Source organism: Nocardia sp. CA-107356 (genome assembly GCF_050946365.1).
GTDB lineage: Bacteria > Actinomycetota > Actinomycetes > Mycobacteriales > Mycobacteriaceae > Nocardia.
The window spans coordinates 947226-965182 of record NZ_CP191992.1 but is presented as its reverse complement, the minus strand read 5'-3'; the positions used below and the strand labels follow the sequence as shown (position 1 = coordinate 965182).

Genomic DNA, 17957 nt, shown 5'->3' with positions numbered 1-17957 from the left:
AGGCGGCTGTCCACGGACCAGTGCAAGCACGAATCCTCTAGTCACGCAACCAAATCGGCCGCACGATCTACCTGACTGCGCGCTGCGCGAATCATCGCCTCTCGCACATCCAGTGACTACTTCGCACCAGATGAGCCTTTGCGAGGCAGTCACTGAATGTGCGCCAGGCCTTGCGTTCAGCCTCGACCGCACCCGGCAACGTTCAGCCCGATATCGATCACGGCTCGCCGTTGACGACTGCCATCATGGCGTCCATGAACGACTGCCCGCCCATGATGTAACCGCCGGCGATCGCGCCGACGACGGCGCCGATCGGGCCGGTGATGATGCTGAAGAAGAAGACGCCCACGATGGCGCCGACAATGAGGCCGAGCACGCCGCCGACGACCATGCCGACGATGTTCTTGTTGATTTCGTTGGTCAGCCGGGCCATCGAGCTGACGGGCTGCATCTCGCCGATGTTCTTGGCGGTCAGTTTCGGTGTGAGAGCGAGGGTTCGGCCGTCATCGGTGATCGCTTGATCGACCGCGACGTGCGTACCGGAGAGCTCATAGGTCAGCGGGACCTCGGCGACCACGGCGCCGGCGTCGGACTTCAGCAGGACCTTGGTGTCATTGTCGGCGAGTTCGAACTTGCCGCTGTCGACGGCGGTGGTCATCACCCGGTGCCCGTCCTTGGCGTCCTTGGCGTCCTTGGCGTCGGAAAGCACCGTGCGGTAGCCGATTCCCTGCTCGACACCTGACGCCGACACCTCTTCGGCGACTTCCGCTGGCTTGGCATTCGCAGTTCCCGCCGCGATTCCTACGGCTGCGATGGACACGAGAGTGGCGGCGAGCAGGCCGAACTTCATCAAGGTTTCCTTCTGACAGCACCGGCCCCGGTAGCCGGTTGACGCGTCTAGCGCCACGTAGCTTGTTGCCCCACACCGTAATTCGCACACCCCCAAACGGTCATCGTTATATGATTGTTACCCCAACATCCGACCCATGATCGTTTCAGACGGGTATCTTGCCTATCCCCAAAAATGGGATGACTCGACGGCGCGCGCCGGATGGTGTAGGCATGACGTGCTCAATCAAAATGCAACATTCAACTTCGGATCTCCGCGCGCGAGTTCGAACAGCCCTGGAGGACGTCAGGTGTCGCGTCAACGTGTCCGTGCCGGTGTGACCTTGACGGTCTTCATCGCGGTGACCGCGCTGGCGGCTGCTGTCGTGGCGGTGGCCGCGATGTCGCTGAGCAATGACAAGTCCACCGGCGGCGGCCCCTCGCCAGCGGCCCAGAATGACGCCGTGCCAACGACATCGGCACTACCGTCGACCTCCGACGAGCCACTGACCACCACCGAGGCACCGCCGACCACCTCTGCCATCCGCAGCACCTTCGACAAAATCGCCGGCGGCCTGAAGGTGGAGATCGGTGACTGCGTCGAGATCGGCCACAGCGGCGACACCGCCACTCTCGGCAAGGCCACCTGTGGCAGCGCGACTTCCAACTACAAGATCATCGAGAAGGCAACCGAGAACTCCGCCTGCCCCAGCGATGCCGACCGTACCCTCAACGACACGCTGCGCGGTATCAACCGCGCCGCCCTCTGCCTGGACATCGACTGGGTAGTCGGCGGCTGCATGGACCCGAACAAGGACAACCCCAAGCGCATCGACTGCGCCGCCAAGGACATCCCCAACGGCGTCCGTGTAGTCGAAATCAAACAGAACACCGCAAATGTCAACGTCTGCTCAGCCAGCGACAGCGGAATCGTCTACCAACAACGCCAATTCGTAGTCTGCGTCCACCGGCTGTAGCTCCGCCAGCGCTGTCACCGACGACTATTCGCCGATCGACAGCCAAGGATGATCGAGTAGCGACCGCCACGCCGCCGCCTATGGGAAATGGTCGACAGGGTCGCTGTCTCCTTCCGGCTCGTGCAGTGGATCTTCGATCACCATGGTCACGCCCCACTCCGAAAGCTTGCGTACCGCCTCCCGCACGGCAGGGAAACTCAGCAATGCTCGATTGATGAACGGCACTGCGACCACGGGCAATTCCAGACCGACGGCCTCCACCAGCAGCTCGACCGGCAGCGCCCCAGGTGGCCACAGAATGCCGAGGCGTTTACAGCAGTGGGCCAGCGAGGCTGTGCAGCCTCGCTGGCCCACTGCTGATGGAACGCGATCAGCACGCGGTGGTCACCACGGCATCCCGTTGCACCCCACAAAGTTGGCGGACAAGGTGCACATCGAGGTGATTCCCAGCAGTTTGAGCACCTTCACCGGGGCATCGGCAGATCCCGTGGCCAATCCCGTACCACCGGCCGTGGCAGCCGCCGTCTGCGCGGTGTTCGCCGGGGCCGGTTCCAGCGCAACACCGGGCGACGCCGCTGCGGAACCCAATGCCGCGCCGCCCCCGAGGGCGAACGCCACCACGGCCACACACCCGACAACTGTCCTCTTCATGAACTGTCCTATCTTCGAATTCGCTTGTCGCGTAGCACGTTAACCAGGCTTGATAGCGCCCGACAGCCGGACTTGTAGGTGCCACGACTTCTGGGGTCTGCGCAGATGTACCTGAATTCCGGGCCTGTTGAACTCCGGGCCTCGCGTCCTGGATTTCACACACCGAGGCCGTCGGCCCCGGATTCGCGCGCCCGGATGCTTCGAGGGTCGTGTGTGGCGGCCGGACAGAAGGAAAGCGAGAACGCACACGGAGCCTGACCTACGAACATCAGCGTGAACGATCGATGACGCCGGGCTGCCACGCCATACGTCGCGACGACCTAGCAGGTCTGGGCGCTACACGACGCCATGCCGGAGCAGCTACACGCGCCGCTGCTCGTACCGGCCTGATCTGCAGTTCCGGCAGATAACGCCCTCTAGTTCAGCCCCGCGTACGAGTGCAACCCGCTGATCACGATGTTGATGATGAACAGGTTGAAGAGCATCGCGACGAAACCCGCGATGTTGATGTAGGCGGCCTTGGTGTCGCGCCAACCCGATGTCGCGCGGGCGTGCAGATATGCGGCGTACAGGACCCAGGCGATGAAGGAGCAGGTCTCCTTGGGGTCCCAGCCCCAGAAGCGGCCCCAGGCGGCTTCGGCCCAGATGGCGCCGAGGATGACACCTGCGCCGAAGAGGGGGAAGCCGATGATGGTGGTTTTGTAGGCGAGGCGGTCCAGGGCGCGGGCGTCGGGGAGGCGGCGGGCGATGGTGCCGAGGATATTGTCGGATTCGGCGCCTTCGGGCTGGCGCAGGCGATACAGGAACAGCAGGCTGGCGATGCCGGAGACCAGGAAGACACCGCTGCCGATGCTGACGATGGTGACGTGGATGGGCAGCCAGAACGATTTGAGCGCTGGCACAACGGGTGCCGCGTCGGCGTAGAGCAGGGTGCCCGCCAGGAACAGCAGGATCAGGATCGGGACGAGCAGGAATACCCACATCGAGCGGTAGCGCTGTTCGCGCAGGAACACCATGCCGACGACGGCGGCCGCGGCGGTCGCCATGGTGACGAATTCGTACATATTGCCGAGCGGGAAGCGATGAGTCGCGAAGCCGCGCAACACGATCGAGGTCACGTGCAGGGCGATGGCGACGAACAGCACCGAGAACGCCATATTGCCCGCGCGTTCGGCGAACGGCTTGGCTTGCGGCGTCTCGACCCGCCCGGGCACGGCGGGACGATCAGCGCCGCCACCCACGGTCACCAGTTCGCGCGCGACGACCTTCTGTGTCCGCGCCGCCGCGTACTGCACGATCAGCAGCACCAGCACCAGCGCGTACACGACGATCGCCGATTTGAAGGCGAGATCGCTGTACTGGGCGATGGTCTCGTCGATCGGCATGGTCACTCTCCCGGTCGGTCCATGGGCGCGGCGGATTGGTCATCGAGCAGGCGCTTGCGCAGGCGATCGAATTCGCCGCCCCAGCCCGCCTGATCGGTTCTGGCGAGCCCGCCCATCTCTACTACGGTGCGTCGTTTGTCAACGGTACCGGCATCGTCGTCGGCGGGGTAGACGCGGATCCAGATGCGCCGCCGCTTCACCAGCAGCGACACCAGCAGCCCGGCCATCATGGCCAGCGCACTCACCAGCACCCACTGCTGTGCCGGATCATGCGATACCTGCAGGTTAACGAACTCCTGCGCACTGTCGAAGGTGACCTTGGTGCCGTTGGGCAGGGTGGTCGACTCGCCGGGGCGCAGGTTGACCCTGGCCTCCTTGGTCAGTCGACCCTGCTTGATCTGCTCGGGATCCAGCGCGAACAGCGACTGCGGCTTACCGGTGTCGAGACCGGTGTCGCCGCGGTAGACGTCCACCGCGACGGCCGGATCGTTCATGGTCGGGAACGACGAGGTCAGCAAGCTGCCGTGCAGTAGGGCAGTCGGCGCGAACAGGCCCTCGATCGCGATCTGGTTCTTGCGGCGTTCTTCGTCGGTCGCGTACATGCCGCCGGGCGGATCGATCCGCAGCACACCGCTGGACAGGAAGGTCTGTGCGTTATCGGGCCGCCACTGGACGGTCTCGGTTCGGGTCTGCCCGTTCGGGAACGTCACTGTGAACGTCGGCGCGAAACCGTGGCCCTGCAGGTACAGCCGATCCCCCGCGACGCGCAGCGGATGGTTCACCTGGATCTGCGCATCGCGCCAGGCATTGCTCTGTAGATCGGCGCCGGCCTGGTATTCGATATTCGAGGTGAACATCTCGGCCTGGCCGTTTGTCAGGTAATCGGCCTTGAAATCCTTGACCCGCACGCATAGCGGCGCCATGCCGGTGCCGTCGTTGATATTGCCCGCCTTGAACGAGTCGAAGACCGCGGGCGAGGTGGTGCAGAAGCCGGGACCGTTGTTCGCGATGACGATCACACTGCCCTCGTAGCCGAAGAGTTTGCCGACCGCGATGGCGACGAGCAGTCCGACCAGGGCGAGATGGAAGACGAGGTTGCCGAGTTCGCGGGTGTAGCCCTTTTCCGCGGAGAGGGTGATCTCGCCATCGTGAGTGCCCGCGCGCACCTCGGTGCGCCAGCCGCGCAGTTCTTTGCGCGCATGCTGCAGCACCGCGTCCGGTGTGCCGTCGATGGTCTCGGAGTAATGGTGCGGCAGCCGAGACAGGTTGCGCGGCGCCCGAACCGGCGGCGTGCGCAGCGCGCGGTAGTGGTCCAGGCAGCGCGGCAGAATGCAGCCGACGAGCGAAATGAACAGCAATGCATAGATTGCCGTGAACCAGAAGCTGGAGAACACGTCGAACAGCTGGAACCGGTCCATCCACGGACCGAGCGTCGGGCGGTCGGCGATGTACTGAGCGACCTTGCCCTCGTTGAGACTTCGCTGCGGCAGCAGCGCACCCGGAATCGCGGCCAAGGCCAGCAGGAACAGCAATACCAGCGCGGTGCGCATACTGGTGAGCCCGCGCCAGGTATTGCGCACGAGCGCCCACGCGCGACCCGGTAGCGATTGGCGCGGCGGTGTCACCGACGCCTCGGGTCTGTCGATCACGGTCATATCGGCAACGTCACCTCGGAGACGAACGCATCACGCACCCAGGCGACGAACTGATCCCATGCCCCGGTGACCAGCGCGATGCCGACCGCGACCAGCAGCATGCCGCCGATGATCTGAATGGTGCGGGAATTGCGCCGCAGCCAGCCGACACCGCGCAGCGCACTCGCCGAACCGAAGGCCAGGATCACGAACGGCAGTCCGAGGCCGAGGCAGTAGGCGACGATCAGCGCCACACCGCGCACGGCGGTCGTCCCCTCGGTCCCAGCCGAGACGGCCATGACTCCGGACAGTGTCGGCCCGAGACACGGCGTCCAGCCGAGCGCGAAGACCGCGCCGAGCAGCGGAGCGCCCGCGATGCTGGTGAGCCTGCGCGGCTCCATCCGGGTATCGCGCTGCAATGCCGGGACCAGACCGATGAACACCAAACCCATCAGGATGGTGACCACGCCCCCAACCCGCTGCAGCAGTTCACGATTCACGTTCATGGTCTGGATGACGCCGAAAACAGTCGCGGTGGCGAGCACGAACACCACGGTGAATCCGGCGACGAACAACCCGGCCGCACCGGCTACCCGCAGCCGCCCAGTACGTGCCGCAGTGTGCTCCGAAACCGCCGTGCCGCCAAGGCTTCCGGCCTGTGCGGCGGTGGCCGGCGGCGCCTCGGCACCGACCAGCCCGGCGAGGTAGGACAGATAACCCGGAACCAGCGGCACCACACACGGCGAGGCGAACGAGACCAGTCCGGCCAGCACGCACGCGCCGAGTGCCAACAACAGCGGCCCCGTCGCCGCCGTCTGCTGGAACGAATCACCCACTGCGGCAAGCACCATCAGTCGGTCTCCACAGGGGGTCGATCGGCGTGTTCGGGCACCGGCGCGGATTCGGGGGTGAAGTCCATCATGGAATCGGCTGCGGCGCTGCGTGGCACGGCGGAGACGCCGACCCACCGGTCATCGACGGTCCAGACACCGCGAACGAGACGAGCGGCCTGCCGCGGGCGACAAGCACGCGGGCTACGAGTACGGCGATCGCGATTCACGATTGCACCTTCCTACCGCTCGATGTCGAGCGGGACGTAATTACGGCATGGGCCGAACGACAGCCACGGGGTCACTGGGAACCTTCCGCGGCAATGCGTTCGACGATTGGTTGGAGGTCTTCCGCCAAGAGCGAGCGGAGGAAGACAGCGGCCACCCGATGTTGCCGATCCAGCACCAATGTGGTGGGAATGACACTGGTCGGGAAGTTGCCGCCGAGCGCGAGCAGGGTGCGCATGGACGGGTCGTAGATGGACGGATAACCGACCTTGTTATCGACGACGAAATCCTGCGCTTTGTCCTGCTGGAAATCACGGACATTGATGCCGAGAAAGACGGCGCCCCTGTCCTTTGTTGCCTCGTAGACCTTTTCGAGCGCGGGCGCCTCGGCGCGGCACGGCCCGCACCACTGCCCCCACAGATTGATGACGACCACCTTGTCCGGGAAGTCGGCGACCGAGGTGGTCTTGCCCGAGGTCAGCAGATCCGGCCCGGCGAGCTTGCCGATGGTGCCACGCGCGGCGGGCGGATCATAGAAAATATCGGTTTTGCCACCGGGCGAGACGAATTCGAACGTACCGCCGGAGGCCACCGCATCCTTCCCGGTCGAACAACCCGCGAGCGCGGCAATCAGCGCCACGCACGCGAGCAGGACCGGCGCACAGCGCCGGGCCAGCGGCCGGGAGGAAGTTCTCATGCGCCGTGCACCGTGGGATCCGAACCGCCAGCGGGCTCGGAGTAGACGATGTCGACGAGGGTGTCACCCTGGTAGACCAACGAGGTCAGCGAGGCGAGCGAGCACTGCCGGTGGCGCGGATCATGCCAGAGCCGCTGGCCCTGCAGGAACCGCCGCAGCGTCCAGACCGGCAGCTGATGCGAGACCAGCACCGCCTCATGTCCGGTCGCCTCGACCCGCGCCTTGTTCACCGCGGCCAGCATGCGGTGCGCGATCTGCAGATACGGCTCACCCCAGGACGGGGTGAACGGATCGCGCAGCTTCCACCAGTGCCTCGGCTTGCGCAGCGCGCCATCACCGACCGAAACCCGCAGGCCCTCGAAGGTATTACCCGCCTCGATCAGGTTCTCGTCGCTGCGCACGATCAGCCCGTGCTGCCGCGCGATCGGCTCGGCGGTCTCCTGCGCGCGCTGCAGCGGCGAGGCGATCACCAGCGCGATGTCATGGTCGGCCAGCGACCGCGCCACCGCACCGGCCTGTGCCCGTCCGGTCACCGAGAGGCTGAACCCGGGCAGGCGACCGTAGAGAATGCCCTTCGGGTTGTGCACCTCGCCGTGCCGCAGCACGTGCACGATGGTCTCGACGGCGTTGTCATCGGAGGTCCCGGCGCTGGGCACGACGGCCTCGGCGCTCGCGACAGGGGTCTGTGGTAGTTCGCGCTCTTCGGAATCTGCCTGGTCGGAACTCACGCGCTGGATCCTTCGGGGGTGGCGGCCGCGGCCGCGTGTGCGGCGGCGGGCAGGGCGGCGGCGATACGGTCGAATGCGTCCTCGTCGAGCGCCGAGGAGACGAACCATGCCTCGAACGCGCTCGGCGGCGCATACACGCCGCCATCGAGCAGTGCGTGGAAGAAAGCGGGGAAACGCCAGGTCTGACTGGCTTTGGCGGCAGCGTAGTCGGTGACCGGACGGTCGGCGAAGAACACGCTCACCATATTGCCCGCGAACTGAACCTGATGCTCGACCCCGGCCGAGGTGAGCGCCTCGGTGAACAAGCCGCCGAGTCGCTGGGCGTTGCGATCGAGTGCGGCGTACACCGCGTCGTCTGCCGCGCGCAACGAGGCGAGCCCGGCAGCGACCGCGACCGGATTACCGGAGAGGGTGCCCGCCTGATACACCGGGCCGAGCGGCGCAAGGTGATTCATGATCTCGGCGCGCCCGCCGAACGCGGCGGCGGGCAGCCCACCGCTCATCACCTTGCCGAAGGTGTACAGGTCACCGGCGACTCCGTCGAGGCCGAACCAGCCCGACCGGCTGACCCGGAATCCGGTCATCACCTCGTCCATGATCAGCAGCGCACCGTACTCGGCGGTCAGCCTGCGCAGGCCTTCGTTGAAGCCGGGCAGCGGCGCGACCGCGCCCATATTGCCGGCGGCCGCCTCGGTGATCACGCAGGCGATCTCACCCGGATGCGCGGCGAAAGCGGCGGCGACGGCATCGATGTCGTTGTACGGCAGCACGATGGTGTCGCCCGCCTGCGCACCGGTGACACCCGGCGAGGTCGGCAAGCCGAGCGTGGCGACGCCGGATCCGGCGTCGGCGAGCAGGGCGTCCACATGACCGTGATAGCAACCGGAGAACTTGATGATCTTGGCGCGGCCGGTGTAGCCGCGAGCCAGCCGGACCGCGCTCATGGTGGCCTCGGTGCCGGAGTTGACCAGGCGGACCCGGTCCACCGGCGCCATCCGCTCGGCGATCAGCTCGGCGAGTTCGATTTCGGCCTCCGTGGGCGCGCCGAAGGACAATCCGCCGACGGCCGCACGCTGCACCGCCTCGACCACCTCGGGGTGCGCGTGGCCCAGGATCATCGGTCCCCAGGAGCACACCAGGTCGACATATTCGTTGCCGTCGACATCGACGAGCGTGTAGCCCTTGGCCGATGCGATGAATCTCGGTGTGCCACCGACGGACTTGAACGCCCGTACCGGCGAGTTGACACCACCCGGAATCACCGAAGCAGCCCGGTCGAAGAGCTGTGCCGAGACCGGCACTGATGCCCTGGTCACGCGCGGAGAAGAACTCACGACGTCCAGTGTCTCAGCCCGATCCGAAGGAGTCGACGACAGGGTGTAGTGGAGGTGATGCAGACCGCAGCCACACCGGAGTTCCGCACGCAACACGCCGATCGCGGTTCAGGGCGATATCGGTGGCTGAATGATTGCTGGTGCGTAATCTCAGGGCGTTGTCGCACCATCCAACCGACCGGGAGGACCCCATGCGGTTTGCCGTCATCTGTGCCGCGATCTCTGCCGCAGCCGCCGCCGTAACGTTCGGCGCCGGGTCCGCTGCCGCCGCGGACCCGATCGCCCAGCCCGACCGGGTCGGGCTACATCTGAATCACGCGGAGACCACAGCACTCGGCGACGGACCGCTGCCGGCTTTGGTCACCATGGTGGTGCCGCTCAACCGGATCGGGGCCGGGCTCAAGGCCGACACCATGATCAACCACGACGAAAACGGCAGTGTGCACGCCTCATTGCGTCAGGTCATCACGGAGGCGGCCAGCCATCCGGACGGCACCGTCGTGCTGTATCTCAACGTGCCGGGCACCCGGAACGGCCGCCTGCTGGATATTTACCAGAACTGGAACTAGGTGTACATGCACGGCGCCGAGGCCGAGATGGTGTGCAGCTGGCACATGAAGTTGTTGTAGACACCCGCCGAGCCCGAATCGGGCACGAAGATCGGTGCCGGCTGGGCTACCTCGGTCTCGGTGGGCTCCAGCGGCAGTCCCGGTGCGGCCCAGGCGGGTGCCGCACCGATCGCGGCCGCCACGGCAACCGCCGCACACACTTTCCCGGCAAAACGAATCACAAGCATTTCTCCCAGTCGACGACGGTGCTGATCACCGGCCGAAAGCATAACGGCCACAACAGTATTCACCGAATGCCGAGCGTTGCGACCGAGACACCTCCGGCGCGGCACTTGCACGGTAACCGAGTCGCGCCACATCCGCCAGGCGTCGGTACGAGTCGGCGCCTCCGCCGAGCGGCGCGAAACCGATGTCGAGCAGACAGGCCACCGGAGTGGGCAGCGGATTCAGCGCGACCGCGCGGCCCGCACCGTCCGCGTGACGGCGTCGATGGCGAGCACACCGGCCACCACGACCAGGAAGGCGGCCAGGACCAGCCACGGGGCGCTATAGCGAGTGGCCGCGAAGCCGGGCACATCGCCCGACGGGGCGACGGTGGTGGTGATCAACCCATTGCGCCAACTCACCACCGCGAAGACCACGCAGACCAGTGCGAGCGTCAACTCGACCAATGCCGTGAGCATTCGGTCGCCGAGCACGATCCATCGCTTCAACGGTCCGCTCCGTTCTCGCTGTGTTCCTCGGTGGTCGGCGCGGCCTGGTCCGTATCCCCAGATCCGTCCACGTCCCCGACCTTGTCCATGTCCCCGACCTTGTCCATGTCCCCGACCTTGTCCATGTCCCCGACCTTGTCGTCCCCGACCTTGTTCGGATCGGTTCCGCCCAGTGCCGTGGTGAGCGCAGCCCGCAGTCCGCGATGATCCTTGGCCCACGCCTGCACCAGATCACCGTCGACCATTCGCAGCCCGATGCCCTTGCGCCGCCGCGGCACTCCGCTCAACTCGCCGAGTGAACGCGCCGACTCCCAATCCTCGTCATCCCAGGATTCCTCGTCCCGCTCGGGCAGCACCGCATCGATCGCCGTCAGCGGCAACGTCTCGGTGCCGTCGCGCAGCGCGGTATCGGTCAGCTCGACGCTCACATGCCGCTGCCCCGCGATCACCTGTAGCACAACGAAACCCGCGATCAGCGCGGCACAGAAAATAAGGGCGAACCAATGCACCTGGGCAGCGGTCACCAATTCGAGAATCAAAACGATCAGACACAGCAGCGGCCCGTAGGTCACCGAACGCCACCGCGCACCCGGTTCCGTGAACAAGATGGTCGCGCCATCCGCGGTATCGGTCACACCATGCTCCCGGTCGCGCCGAGTGGGGCGCCGGAAAGCGACATCGGGTCCCGGATCAGCCGACCTTGCCGGGCAACAGCAGCACCGCGACGGTAACCAAGCCGAAGAGGATCAGCAGGCTCAGCACGAGCAGCTCTCGTCGAATGCTCTGCGGCTGTTGGATCACCACTCGCATCGATGCCTCCGATCTTGGGGAGCCATCTGGTCGACGCACTTGCGAGAAGCAAGACAACGTGTAACAAACGACTACCGGTTCCCATTTCCGCTGTGACAACCCTCACGATACATGTCGGCGATCCCTTGACAAACTCGCGGGCGGCTCCACGCGCCGTTCACCTGCGGTTCATCAGGAAGTACGCGGTCGAGTCCGGACGGTGGCCCAGATATACGGCGCCCGCCGCGAGTACACCTTGCACGATCGCGGCGCCACCGGCCACCAGCGAGGCCGCTCCGGTCACCGATTCGAGCGCGAACAGGGTGCCGATCGCGACCAGCACCAGCCAGACGCCAATGGCGGTCAACAGTGTCCGAGCCCACAGCTTTCCGCGCACCATCTGATGCACGAACAGCAGAACCAATGCCGCCAGCGCCAACCCGATCACCACACCGACCACGAAGGCCAGCGAAACCATCAGCTCCGCACTCGCCATCGTGAAGTTCGGATCGCTCGCATGCACCTGGTCATACATCTTCTGCGCGAACTCACCGCGCTGCCGCACGGCGGCCGCGATCGAACCGCCCAACTGCACAACACCGAATCCGATGACACCCCACCACAATTGCCGCGCAGTCCGGATATCCTCCGGCGGTTCCGGTCGCGGCAACGGCGGCCCAGTAACCGGGCCATGCGGGTGCCGACCCGTTACGTATGGGCCCTGTGCGTATGGTCCCGGTGGATACGACCCGTGCGAGAACGGACCCGGAGGGTACGCCCCAGGCGGATACGCTCCCGGCGGAGGCGCCCCAAGCTGATACGCCCCGGGCGGATTCGCTCCCGGCGAGTACGGCTCAGGCGAACTCACTCCCTCCGGATGCGCCCCAGGCGAACTCGCTCCCGGCGAGTACGGCTCAGGCGAACTCACTCCCTCCGGATGCGCCCCAGGCGGATTCGCCCCCGGCGATATCAGCTCGGACTGACTCGCTCCGGCAGAGCCCGGAACGCGCGGATCCGAACTGGGCAACCCCGACCTGACCGACCCTGGGCCTGACGACTCCGCCGCGGCCGCCTCAGCACCAGCCGGATTCGGGCCCGACGACTCCGTGCCCGACGACTTCGGCCCTGACGACTCAGGTGCTCGCTCCGAATACGCCCCGGGCGAACTCGCTCCCGACACGTCCGGCTCGGACGAACTCGCTCCGGCAGAACCGGGAACGCGCGGATCCGAACTGGGCAACCCCGACCTGGCCGACTCCGGGCCAGCGGACTCCGAGCCCGACGGCTCCGACCCTGACGACTCAGGCGGTGACGACTCGGGCCCTGACGACTCAGGCGGTGACGACTCAGGCCCTGACGACTCCGGACCGGCTGGATTCGGACCGGATGCATCCGATCTGGATGAATTCGTCACGACAGCCAGTGCGCGGCCTCGGTCGCCCAGTAGGTGAGCACGATGTCCGCGCCCGCCCGGCGGATGCCGATCAGTGATTCGAGGATGGCGCCGCGGCGGTCGATCCAACCGCGCTGGGCGGCGGCGGTGATCATCGCGTACTCGCCCGAGATCTGGTACGCGGCGACCGGCACGGTCGACTGGTCGGCGACATCGCGCAGGATATCCAGGTACGACATCGCGGGTTTGACCATCACGATGTCCGCCCCTTCGGCCAGATCCAGCTGCAGCTCCCGGATCGCCTCGCGACGGTTCGCCGGATCCTGCTGGTAGCTGCGCCGATCTCCCTCCAGCGAGGAGGCGACGGCCTCACGGAACGGGCCGTAGAACGCCGAGGCGTACTTCGCGGCGTAGGCGAGAATGCCGGTATCGGTGCGCCCGACCGCGTCGAGTCCACGCCGGATCGCGCCCACCTGGCCATCCATCATGCCGCTGGTACCGAGCAGATCCGCACCGGCATCCGCCTGCGCGAGGGCCATGTCCACATAGCGGTGCAGGGTCGCGTCATTGTCGACGGCGCCGTCCGCGGACAGCACGCCGCAGTGCCCGTGATCGGTGAATTCGTCGAGGCAGGTATCGGCCATGACAACCGTCGAATCGCCGACTTCCTCGGCCAGCGCGCGCAGGCCGCGGTTCAGGATCCCGTCGGGATCGCTGGCCTTGCTGCCGATGGCGTCCTTGTCCTCGGGCAGCGGCACGCCGAATAGCATCAGCCCGCCGACACCCGCGGCGACCGCCTCGACCGCCGCCTTGCGCAGCGAATCCATCGAGTGCTGACGCACCCCCGGCATGGACCCGATCTCGCGCGGCTCGTCCAGTCCATCGGCGACGAACATCGGCAACACCAATTGCCGTGGCTCGAGAGTTGTTTCGGCCACGAGACGGCGCAAGGCGGGAGTACGGCGCAACCGCCGCGGGCGGTCCAGTCCGGTCATAATCCGCACGATACGCCCGGTGCGAATGCCTGTTGCAGCCGGCGGGTGCGCCAACGGATCAGCGGGCCGGGAAGCCCGGCGGCATCTGCATCTTTCCGCCGCCGAGCGGACCGCCACCGACCAGCACGGTGGAGCCGGCCATATAGCCGAGGTCGTCGCCACACAGCGCCAGGATCGCGCGGGCGATCTCCGCGGGCTGGGCCATCCGGCCGAGTGCGGATACGTTGAGCGGGCCCCACGCGTCCTTGTAGACCGCCCACATCGGATCCGGCAGACCAGGCGGGCGGATGAGCGCGGTATCGGTGGTGCCCGGCGCGATCGCATTGACCCGGATGCCGTGCGGACCGTACTGCTGCGCCATCGATCCCACCAGGCCCTCGATCCCGGCCTTGCTCGCGGAGTAGGCGGGCGCACTCGCCATCAACGACTTGGAGGTGGTGCACAGGATCACCCCGCCGCCGGAGCGTTCCAGCAGCGGCACTTCATATTTCACCGAGAGGAAGATCCCGCGCAGATTGGTGTCGAGCACGTCGTCCCACTGCTCGACCGAAAGTTCTTCGGCCGCCCCCTCGATCCTGATCCCCGCATTGTTCAACGCCACATCCAGGCGCCCGAACCGGCGATCGACCTCGGCGACCAGTCGCTCGACCTCGGCCGGAACGCGGACATCGGTACGTACGTAATGCGCGGCCCCGCCAATGGATTCGGCAATCTGCTTGCCGAGCTGTTCGCGCCGTCCGCAGAACACCACGGCTGCGCCCTCGGCGGCGAAGGCGCGCACGGCGGCCTCGCCGATGCCCGACGTACCGCCGGTCACCAGGACCACCTTTCCGGCGAAGCGGCTACCCGGCGCGGCCGCCGGTAGCGGTTCGGTCGGCGGATCGCGCAGATACGGCGGCACGACAACGGCCGACGCCACCGCGGCGGCGCCCGCGCCCGCGGCCGCGAGCCCCATGAACGCACGGCGCGAAGGGCTATGGCGCACAGGTGATTCGGTATCGGGTAGTTCGGTATCCGGTGTCGATTCCGCACTCATGTACCGATCATCTCGGCCGACCGAGCCGCCCGCTTCCTCCTCGCGGCCCGATCGGTCGGCCGATGGGAGGACACCATGTCATCCCCGCGGTACCACTCGGCGTTAAGGATGTCTCGAGGATTCGATAAGGCCGTTGCGCAACACTTCGGGCCACGCGGCGGCGGCCGTACCGAGAATTGTGAGGTGCGGTGGCGGGGGGATGATGGTGATGATGAGTGGCCGGTCTGGTTCCGGGAGTAGACGGTGACCGAATTCGCGAGTCCGCCGCGGCGGACCGATTGGAGTGGTCTGCGGAAACTGGCGCGCGGCGGGGATCCGGGTGTCATCGTGCAGTTGGCGCAGCGGCTGTCCGAGGCAGGTGAGTCGGCCGAGGCCGAACAGTGGTTCCGTCGCGCCGCCGCACAGGGGAACGGACCGGCCATGGCGGGTCTCGGCGCATTGCTCGCCGCCGACGGACGGATCTCGGAAGCGATTCGGTGGTGGGAGTTCGCGATCGCGGCCGACTGTCCCGGGGCCGACCAGCAGCTGGGCACGTTGTATGTGGAGCGCGGGAATCTCGACGCCGCCGAGGTGTGGTTCCTGCCCGCAGCCGAGGACGGGCTGCCGGAGGCGCTCTGCAATATGGGGGTTGTCGCGAGTCGCCGTGGCTTCGACAACGAGGCACGGCATTGGTACGAGCGTGCGGTGCGGGCCGGAAGTCCAACGGCTATGCGCACTCTCGGGGTGTGGCTGGCGCGCGAGGGCAAGGTCGAACGGGCGGTCACGCTGCTGACCGAGGCCGTTCGGCGCGGCCGCGCCGATGCCATGGCGGTACTCGGCGTGATCTTCCTCGAGCACGGCGACTGGGTCGAGGGTGAGCAGTGGTTGCGCCGCGGCGCCGAGGCTGGCGATGCCGATTCGATGGTCCACCTGGCGCGATTGCTGCGCGAACAGCATCTGCACGTGAATTTTCCGGACAACCCGGCCGAGGCCGAGGCAACAGCCAAGGCATACAAGGACGCTCGGTACTGGTTGGAGCGCGCCGCCACACTGCGCCACCCCGAAGCCATGCGGCTACTGCACGACGTGTGAACTCAGCGCCACTCGCGCCGGATCGATGTCGCACCGTGGTTGTCGAAACCCCTTGTGAGCGGGCGTTTTTGTCGGTGGGCAGTAGTAAAATCGAAGGCGTGTTCGAGGGAACTTTCCGGGTTCCCGATCGCGACGGGAGGACGCCACAGTGCCCGAAACCGCACCGAAGTCGAAAGTTATCGATCGGCCCTATGTCCCGCTGCGGAAGCAGCCCCTACCCGCCGGGCGACCGCGCAAGTGGTACATCTCGCACAACCGCCGACTCAAGGCGATGCGCCTGACCATCGCGCTGCTGGACTCCGGCATCTACCTGCCGAGCCAGGCCAGCAATGAAAGGATCCGGCGCACAGCCCAACTCATCGACATCCGACCCCCGTCCGACACCACCTGCCGTCTGGTGCGGACCCTGATGCGCTACAGCCGCTGATCAACGGCGCTCGACGGTTGCGGCGGCTCCGGTTGCGCGGCGAAGGGCGACGCCTTCGTCGCGCAACCGGGTAGGCCACGAATGGCTAGCGGCTGCGGCGGCTCTTCTTACGGGGCGGGGGCAGCAGACCCTCGGCACGCAGTCGGGCCGCATGTTCGGCCAGCGCCTCGACCAGTGGGCCGACCTGGGCGACCTCGGGCTGCACATCCACGCGCAGACCGAATTCGATGGCCGTCTCGGCGGTCTTCGGGCCGATGCAGGCAACGATGGTGCGTGCGTGCGGCTTACCCGCGATGCCGACCAGGTTGCGGACCGTAGAGGACGAGGTGAACAGGACCGCGTCGAAGCCGCCGGTCTTGATCATCTCGCGGGTCTCGGCGGGCGGCGGTGAGGCGCGCACCGTGCGGTATGCGGTGACATCATCGATTTCCCAGCCGCGGTCGCGCAGACCCTCGGCGAGAGTTTCGGTGGCAATGTCCGCGCGCGGCAACAGCACTCGGTTCACCGGGTCGAAAACGTCATCGTAGGGCGGGAAGTCGGCGAGCAGGCCCTCGGAGGACTGTTCGCCACTGGGCACCAGTTCCGGATTGATGCCGAACGAGCGCACCTTATCCGCGGTGGCCTCGCCGACGCAGGCAATCTTCACACCGGAGAAGGCTCGTGCATCCAAACCGAATTCGGCGAACTTCTCCCAGACCGCGCGCACCGCATTGGTGGAGGTGAACACCACCCACTGGTAGCGGCCGTCGACCAGCCCCTTGACCGCGCGCTCCATCTGCGCCGGACTGCGCGGCGGCTCGACCGCGATGGTCGGCACCTCCATCGGGATGGCGCCGTGGGTCACCAGTCGCTCGCTCATCTCGGCGGCCTGATCCTTGGTGCGCGGCACCAGCACGGTCCACCCGTACAGCGCACGCGACTCCCACCACGACATCTTCGACCGCTGCGCGACCACCTTGCCGATGGTCACCACCAGCGGGCCGACCAATTCCGATGCCGCGCTGTTGAGCGTGGCCAGGGTGGCCTCGATGGTGCGCTGCTGGCGGGTGGTGCCACGCACCGTCACCGCGACCGGGGTCTGCGGTGCCATACCGTGTTCGACCAGCGCGCTCGCGGTTTCGGCTAGATGACCCGAGGTCGCCGACAGCACCAGCGGGCCGGGCGCGGCGGCCAGCGCGGCCCAGTCGACCTCGCCGCGCACATCGGCCTCGGTATGCCCGGAGCCGAGCGCGATGCCGGCGAAGCTCGGCACCGCGGAACCATTGGGCAGACCCGGCAGTACCTCGAAGACCATATGCGAACGCGTGACCGCGTTGACCTCGGCGATCACCGAATCGGTCGTCAGCGGATCCCCCGCGACGACGCGGACCACATCGTGCCCGCTGCGGGCCTCAGCGATCAGCGTCTTGGCCACCTCGGCGGGATCGCCGAGGGCGGGCCGCACGTCGACCGGACGCTCGCCGTCCTCGGCGGGCTCGACCGCGATACCGATCAGGGCGAGCACGCCCTTGTCGACATCGGGATCGGTGAACGCCAGCGTCGCGCGACTGAGCACCTCACGAGCACGCACTGTCAGCAGTGCCACGTCGCCGGGACCCGCCCCGACGAACAGGATCCGACCGGGATGCTTCTTGTGTGCTCGGCTCATGACTTCTCCTCGCTGGCGCTCGGC

At 66.7% G+C, this 17957-nt stretch carries 21 protein-coding genes; 4 read left to right on the top strand and 17 right to left on the bottom strand.

Going from position 1 to position 17957, the window contains the following annotated elements:
- Window positions 1-217 precede the first annotated feature (217 nt).
- Complete coding sequence (locus ACQP1G_RS04595) at window positions 218-850, bottom strand: hypothetical protein (RefSeq protein WP_433198678.1); 633 nt, start codon at window positions 848-850, stop codon at window positions 218-220.
- A 136-nt stretch (window positions 851-986) separates the two neighbouring features.
- On the opposite strand from ACQP1G_RS04595, the gene lppU reads away from it, so the two are divergent.
- A complete protein-coding gene (gene lppU / locus ACQP1G_RS04590; RefSeq protein WP_433198676.1) occupies window positions 987-1805 on the top strand; it encodes an LppU family putative lipoprotein in 819 nt (272 codons plus the stop codon).
- Window positions 1806-1883: 78 nt separating this feature from the next.
- On the opposite strand, the gene ACQP1G_RS04585 is transcribed toward lppU, so the two are convergent.
- The 9 genes from ACQP1G_RS04585 to hemL form a co-directional block, all read right to left on the bottom strand.
- The gene (locus ACQP1G_RS04585; protein WP_433198674.1) at window positions 1884-2159 is read right to left on the bottom strand and encodes a hypothetical protein; all 276 of its coding nucleotides are present in this window, start codon (window positions 2157-2159) and stop codon (window positions 1884-1886) included.
- Between the two features lie 30 nt (window positions 2160-2189).
- A complete protein-coding gene (locus tag ACQP1G_RS04580) occupies window positions 2190-2456 on the bottom strand; it encodes a hypothetical protein (RefSeq protein ID WP_433198672.1) in 267 nt (88 codons plus the stop codon).
- A gap of 416 nt (window positions 2457-2872) precedes the next feature.
- Window positions 2873-3841 (bottom strand): c-type cytochrome biogenesis protein CcsB, encoded by a 969-nt coding sequence (gene ccsB / locus ACQP1G_RS04575; RefSeq protein ID WP_433198670.1) that lies wholly within the window; start codon window positions 3839-3841, stop codon window positions 2873-2875.
- 2 nt (window positions 3842-3843) lie between these two features.
- The gene (resB, locus tag ACQP1G_RS04570; protein ID WP_433198668.1) at window positions 3844-5496 is read right to left on the bottom strand and encodes a cytochrome c biogenesis protein ResB; all 1653 of its coding nucleotides are present in this window, start codon (window positions 5494-5496) and stop codon (window positions 3844-3846) included.
- A complete protein-coding gene (locus ACQP1G_RS04565; RefSeq protein ID WP_433198666.1) occupies window positions 5493-6326 on the bottom strand; it encodes a cytochrome c biogenesis CcdA family protein in 834 nt (277 codons plus the stop codon). Before ACQP1G_RS04565 ends, resB begins: the two co-directional genes overlap by 4 nt.
- The gene (locus ACQP1G_RS04560; protein ID WP_433198664.1) at window positions 6326-6535 is read right to left on the bottom strand and encodes a hypothetical protein; all 210 of its coding nucleotides are present in this window, start codon (window positions 6533-6535) and stop codon (window positions 6326-6328) included. The genes ACQP1G_RS04565 and ACQP1G_RS04560 overlap by 1 nt, the downstream gene beginning before the upstream one ends.
- A gap of 71 nt (window positions 6536-6606) precedes the next feature.
- On the bottom strand, window positions 6607-7230 hold the full coding sequence (locus tag ACQP1G_RS04555; RefSeq protein WP_433198662.1) for a TlpA disulfide reductase family protein: 624 nt from the start codon (window positions 7228-7230) through the stop codon (window positions 6607-6609).
- A complete protein-coding gene (locus ACQP1G_RS04550) occupies window positions 7227-7886 on the bottom strand; it encodes a histidine phosphatase family protein (protein WP_433208143.1) in 660 nt (219 codons plus the stop codon). Before ACQP1G_RS04550 ends, ACQP1G_RS04555 begins: the two co-directional genes overlap by 4 nt.
- 68 nt (window positions 7887-7954) lie before the next feature.
- Window positions 7955-9292, bottom strand: coding sequence for a glutamate-1-semialdehyde 2,1-aminomutase (gene hemL / locus ACQP1G_RS04545; RefSeq protein WP_433198660.1), 1338 nt, complete (start codon window positions 9290-9292; stop codon window positions 7955-7957).
- 191 nt (window positions 9293-9483) lie between these two features.
- Between hemL and ACQP1G_RS04540 the strand changes: the two genes are divergently transcribed.
- Window positions 9484-9861, top strand: coding sequence for a hypothetical protein (locus tag ACQP1G_RS04540; protein WP_433198658.1), 378 nt, complete (start codon window positions 9484-9486; stop codon window positions 9859-9861).
- Here ACQP1G_RS04540 and ACQP1G_RS04535 read toward each other — a convergent pair.
- The 6 genes from ACQP1G_RS04535 to ACQP1G_RS04510 all read right to left on the bottom strand — a co-directional run bounded on the left by ACQP1G_RS04535 (window position 9858) and on the right by ACQP1G_RS04510 (window position 14787).
- Window positions 9858-10088 (bottom strand): hypothetical protein, encoded by a 231-nt coding sequence (locus tag ACQP1G_RS04535; protein WP_433198656.1) that lies wholly within the window; start codon window positions 10086-10088, stop codon window positions 9858-9860. The genes ACQP1G_RS04540 and ACQP1G_RS04535 overlap by 4 nt on opposite strands.
- Window positions 10089-10307: 219 nt before the next feature.
- Window positions 10308-10574 carry a hypothetical protein gene (locus tag ACQP1G_RS04530; protein ID WP_433198654.1) on the bottom strand — a complete coding sequence of 89 codons (267 nt, stop codon included), beginning with the start codon at window positions 10572-10574 and terminating at the stop codon, window positions 10308-10310.
- Complete coding sequence (locus ACQP1G_RS04525; protein ID WP_433198652.1) at window positions 10571-11209, bottom strand: hypothetical protein; 639 nt, start codon at window positions 11207-11209, stop codon at window positions 10571-10573. The genes ACQP1G_RS04530 and ACQP1G_RS04525 overlap by 4 nt, the downstream gene beginning before the upstream one ends.
- 332 nt (window positions 11210-11541) lie before the next feature.
- Window positions 11542-12033 carry a hypothetical protein gene (locus ACQP1G_RS04520; protein ID WP_433198650.1) on the bottom strand — a complete coding sequence of 164 codons (492 nt, stop codon included), beginning with the start codon at window positions 12031-12033 and terminating at the stop codon, window positions 11542-11544.
- A gap of 740 nt (window positions 12034-12773) precedes the next feature.
- Window positions 12774-13751 carry a porphobilinogen synthase gene (gene hemB / locus ACQP1G_RS04515; RefSeq protein ID WP_433198648.1) on the bottom strand — a complete coding sequence of 326 codons (978 nt, stop codon included), beginning with the start codon at window positions 13749-13751 and terminating at the stop codon, window positions 12774-12776.
- 58 nt (window positions 13752-13809) lie between these two features.
- Entirely contained in the window at window positions 13810-14787 is a 978-nt protein-coding gene (locus tag ACQP1G_RS04510; RefSeq protein WP_433198646.1) for an SDR family NAD(P)-dependent oxidoreductase, read from the bottom strand.
- 243 nt (window positions 14788-15030) lie between these two features.
- On the opposite strand from ACQP1G_RS04510, the gene ACQP1G_RS04505 reads away from it, so the two are divergent.
- Together ACQP1G_RS04505 and ACQP1G_RS04500 are read left to right on the top strand one after the other, a co-directional pair.
- The gene (locus ACQP1G_RS04505; RefSeq protein ID WP_433198644.1) at window positions 15031-15858 is read left to right on the top strand and encodes a tetratricopeptide repeat protein; all 828 of its coding nucleotides are present in this window, start codon (window positions 15031-15033) and stop codon (window positions 15856-15858) included.
- A 148-nt stretch (window positions 15859-16006) separates the two neighbouring features.
- Window positions 16007-16285, top strand: a complete 279-nt coding sequence (locus ACQP1G_RS04500) for a hypothetical protein (protein WP_433198642.1) — start codon at window positions 16007-16009, stop codon at window positions 16283-16285.
- Between the two features lie 85 nt (window positions 16286-16370).
- Here ACQP1G_RS04500 and ACQP1G_RS04495 read toward each other — a convergent pair whose 3' ends face one another.
- Entirely contained in the window at window positions 16371-17933 is a 1563-nt protein-coding gene (locus tag ACQP1G_RS04495; RefSeq protein WP_433198640.1) for a uroporphyrinogen-III synthase, read from the bottom strand.
- Window positions 17934-17957 lie beyond the last annotated feature (24 nt).